Source organism: Pseudomonas tehranensis, assembly GCF_014268615.1.
Taxonomy (GTDB): domain Bacteria; phylum Pseudomonadota; class Gammaproteobacteria; order Pseudomonadales; family Pseudomonadaceae; genus Aquipseudomonas; species Aquipseudomonas tehranensis.
In genome coordinates this window covers 1-3,185 of the sequence record NZ_JABWQV010000381.1, presented here as the reverse complement: position 1 = coordinate 3,185, position 3,185 = coordinate 1, and the positions used below count along the sequence as shown (strand labels likewise).

The window sequence follows — 3,185 nt, the reverse complement described above, 5'->3', positions numbered from 1 at the left end:
AAACGCCCCGAACCAGTCGGGGCGTTTTTCAAGGTGCGGCGCAGGCTATCAGTAAGCCTTGCCGGTCTTGTAGAAATTCTCGAAGCAGAAGTTGGTCGCGTCGATGTAGCCTTCGGCGCCACCGCAGTCGAAACGCTTGCCTTTGAATTTGTAGGCCATGACGCAGCCGTTCTGGGCCTGCTTCATCAGGGCGTCGGTAATCTGGATTTCACCGCCCTTGCCTGGCTCGGTCTGTTCGATCAGGTCGAAGATGTCCGGGGTCAGGATGTAACGACCGATGATTGCCAGGTTCGACGGCGCATCTTCAGGCTTTGGTTTTTCAACCATGCTGTGGACGCGGTAGATGTCGTCGCGGATCATTTCGCCGGCGATTACGCCGTACTTGTTGGTTTCCTGCGGATCGACTTCCTGGATCGCCACGATGGAGCAGCGGAACTGCTTGTACAGTTTGACCATCTGGGTCAACACGCCGTCGCCTTCGAGGTTGACGCACAGGTCGTCCGCCAGGACCACGGCGAAGGGTTCGTCACCGATCAGTGGGCGGCCGGTCAGGATCGCGTGGCCCAGGCCTTTCATTTCGGTCTGGCGGGTGTAGGAGAACGAACATTCGTCCAGCAGTTTGCGGATGCCGACCAGGTACTTCTCTTTGTCGGTGCCCTTGATCTGGTTTTCCAGCTCGTAGCTGATGTCGAAATGGTCTTCCAGGGCGCGCTTGCCGCGGCCAGTGACGATGGAGATTTCCGTCAAGCCCGCAGCAAGGGCTTCTTCGACGCCGTACTGGATCAGTGGCTTGTTCACCACCGGCAGCATTTCTTTAGGCATGGCTTTAGTCGCTGGCAGGAAGCGAGTACCGTAACCGGCTGCTGGGAACAAGCATTTCTTGATCATATAAGTCCTTGAAAAGGCGGTATGTACGAGTTTCGGCGCAGTCTAATCAGGCCACAGGCACCTTACAATGCCCAGGCTGGCCAATCGATGCCATCATAGAGAAATAAAAAATGGCGGATAGTTCAATCATCTTTCATTGCGATGGCCAGGCGGTCTCACTGTACGCTCATGGGCGCTGTTTGCGAGCATTTGACGTATCATGGCACTCTTGATCCCGCCAATGAGGCAGCTAGATGTCGGCAACAAAAAACGCAAACGGTTATTCGGTCAGCCAGGACAAAGACGGTCAGTGGTGGATCATCAACTACCACGGTGAACAGGTCGCCGGCCCCTTGCCCAGCAAAGCGATGGCGGTGGAAGTGGCCGCTGTGTTTCAGGACGAGCGCGCTGCCCCGGCGGCCAAAGAGCGTGAAACGGCTCCAGCGCGCAGCCCCCGTCGTAAAAAGTAACGAGACAAGCCTCAAGTAAATGTCGTCTGGCATGGAACGAGGCTTTGTTTATCTGTACCGAAATGGCCATTCGCTATAACCTCGCGCCAGCCCCTTCCTTCTTGATGACGATTCCATGAAAAAATTTCTGGCGCTGTTTGCAGTCCTGGCCCTGGCAGGCTGTGCCACGGCCGAAAAAACCTACCTGAACACCGGCGAACAAGGCCTGACCATCGACTGCTCGGGCGAAGCGAACTCCTGGGCCACCTGTTATGAAAAGGCTGACGCCTCCTGTGCCGGCACCGGCTACCGCATCGTGGGTACCGATGGCACGCCGCAAGCCAAGGAAAGCGACAAGACCCTGGGTGTCGATGTCGGCAACTTCACCAGCCGCAGCGTCCTGGTGGTGTGTAAATAACCCGGTGGCCTGACACTCAGATGTGGATCTCGGCGAACTTGATCCCCAGGCCGCGGATGATCTCGATCAGGTCGTCGAGACGGCTGAAGGACTCAACTTCGTCCTGGTCATCCACCAGAAAAAAGCTGCGTCCTGCGCTTTTCTTGAAAAAGACGATCCACTCCCCCGGGTTCGCCGGGTTCTGAATCACATGGGTGGCGCAGATAAGACCTTCTGCATGGCGCTCACGCACCTGCTCGCGCTTCATCGACTGGCTCCATAAATGACAATGCCGCCAACGTCGACCGTGGCGGCATTTTTTGTCGAGGGCAGCAGTTTATCCGATGCCCGGCCTGCCCGTCAGGCCGAGCCCTGGCTCAACCGGAAATGCAGGCGTTGGCCGCGTCCTGCACATCACCTGGACGTACGGGCACGTTGGACAGACTTTCGTGCAGCTTGATACTGCTGCCACTGGAGCGCTCATCAATGTCGAACACCGCCGCCGGCAGCGTCGACAATTTGCCGGGGACGATCAAGCGCACGCCATTCTTGTGCGGTTCCATTTGCAGCGGCCCCCGGGTGCTGGCCAGCTTGTCAGCTACGCACTTGGCATATTCCTGAGGCTTCTTTCCGGAGATGACATTCATGGTGGGCGGTGTCTGGTTGATGTCCGATACCGATGCACATCCACTCATGGCCAATGCCAACACCCACACGCTGCGCTTCATATGATTCCTCCGATAAAGATCCTCCGACAATGTAAACGCTGCTTTTCTCCAGCGTCCTGCGTGTTTTTTTGCGCGTCCTGCGATAAATGAACAAAGCGTGGCGCGCAGGCCGGATATTAGCACCCGGTGCTGATAAACTGCGCAGCATTGACCTTGCTATCGTTTTGATTTGGTAGAAAAAGCCCTTTTGGAGGCGCCCATGAAATTCATTCACCAGCGCGAGCACCTCAACGAAGACGATATCGTCGTCATCGAATGCTCGCAAATGTGCAACATCCGCTTGATGAACGACGCCAACTTCCGCAGTTTCAAGAACGGCGGCCGGCACACCTATCACGGCGGCGCGTTCGACACGTTCCCGGCCAGGATCACCGCACCGAGCACCGGCTTCTGGAACATCACCATCGACACCGTCAACCGCCGTGCCATCAGCGTCACGCGCAAGCCGACCCTGACCCACAAGATCAAAATCATCCGGCGTTCCAGCTCGAAACTGAGCTGAGCATCGCCCTTCAAGACAGGCAAAAACGTGGCCCAGACAACCAAATACGTCATCAATTACAAGCTTAACGGCGAACGCCGCTTCGAATTCGCGCAACTGCAAACCGGCACAGTGGACGAAGCCATGGCGGCGCTGCGGGCAATGCATGACCAGACCGATGATGTGATCAGCGACGTCAAAGTCAGTAAAGCACTGTAAAAATTTCGTTGGATCTCGGTGGCGAGGGAGCTTGCTCCCGCTGG

7 protein-coding genes are annotated in these 3,185 nt (G+C 56.7%); 4 read left to right on the top strand and 3 right to left on the bottom strand.

What is annotated here, in order from left to right:
- Nucleotides 1-48 precede the first annotated feature (48 nt).
- Nucleotides 49-888, bottom strand: coding sequence for a UTP--glucose-1-phosphate uridylyltransferase GalU (gene galU, locus HU811_RS26110; RefSeq protein WP_047227638.1), 840 nt, complete (start codon nt 886-888; stop codon nt 49-51).
- A 233-nt stretch (nt 889-1,121) separates the two neighbouring features.
- Between galU and HU811_RS26105 the strand changes: the two genes are divergently transcribed.
- Complete coding sequence (locus HU811_RS26105; RefSeq protein ID WP_092398987.1) at nt 1,122-1,337, top strand: hypothetical protein; 216 nt, start codon at nt 1,122-1,124, stop codon at nt 1,335-1,337.
- Between the two features lie 115 nt (nt 1,338-1,452).
- Nucleotides 1,453-1,734: a hypothetical protein gene (locus HU811_RS26100; protein ID WP_047227640.1), complete on the top strand. Its 282-nt coding sequence runs from the start codon at nt 1,453-1,455 to the stop codon at nt 1,732-1,734.
- A 16-nt stretch (nt 1,735-1,750) separates the two neighbouring features.
- Here HU811_RS26100 and HU811_RS26095 read toward each other — a convergent pair whose 3' ends face one another.
- Nucleotides 1,751-1,981, bottom strand: a complete 231-nt coding sequence (locus HU811_RS26095) for a hypothetical protein (RefSeq protein ID WP_092398989.1) — start codon at nt 1,979-1,981, stop codon at nt 1,751-1,753.
- 109 nt (nt 1,982-2,090) lie between these two features.
- Nucleotides 2,091-2,441, bottom strand: a complete 351-nt coding sequence (locus HU811_RS26090; RefSeq protein ID WP_139050581.1) for a hypothetical protein — start codon at nt 2,439-2,441, stop codon at nt 2,091-2,093.
- 199 nt (nt 2,442-2,640) lie between these two features.
- Between HU811_RS26090 and HU811_RS26085 the strand changes: the two genes are divergently transcribed.
- Both HU811_RS26085 and HU811_RS26080 read left to right on the top strand, forming a co-directional pair.
- Entirely contained in the window at nt 2,641-2,943 is a 303-nt protein-coding gene (locus HU811_RS26085) for a DUF1883 domain-containing protein (protein WP_003182962.1), read from the top strand.
- A 27-nt stretch (nt 2,944-2,970) separates the two neighbouring features.
- Nucleotides 2,971-3,141, top strand: a complete 171-nt coding sequence (locus tag HU811_RS26080; RefSeq protein ID WP_186658948.1) for a hypothetical protein — start codon at nt 2,971-2,973, stop codon at nt 3,139-3,141.
- Nucleotides 3,142-3,185 lie beyond the last annotated feature (44 nt).

Coding starts and splice junctions, on each gene's coding strand:
- galU (WP_047227638.1), bottom strand. CDS start 888: ATGATCAAGAAATGCTTGTTCCCAGCAGCCGGTTACGGTACTCGCTTC.
- HU811_RS26085 (WP_003182962.1), top strand. CDS start 2,641: ATGAAATTCATTCACCAGCGCGAGCACCTCAACGAAGACGATATCGTC.
- HU811_RS26105 (WP_092398987.1), top strand. CDS start 1,122: ATGTCGGCAACAAAAAACGCAAACGGTTATTCGGTCAGCCAGGACAAA.
- HU811_RS26095 (WP_092398989.1), bottom strand. CDS start 1,981: ATGAAGCGCGAGCAGGTGCGTGAGCGCCATGCAGAAGGTCTTATCTGC.
- HU811_RS26100 (WP_047227640.1), top strand. CDS start 1,453: ATGAAAAAATTTCTGGCGCTGTTTGCAGTCCTGGCCCTGGCAGGCTGT.
- HU811_RS26090 (WP_139050581.1), bottom strand. CDS start 2,441: ATGAAGCGCAGCGTGTGGGTGTTGGCATTGGCCATGAGTGGATGTGCA.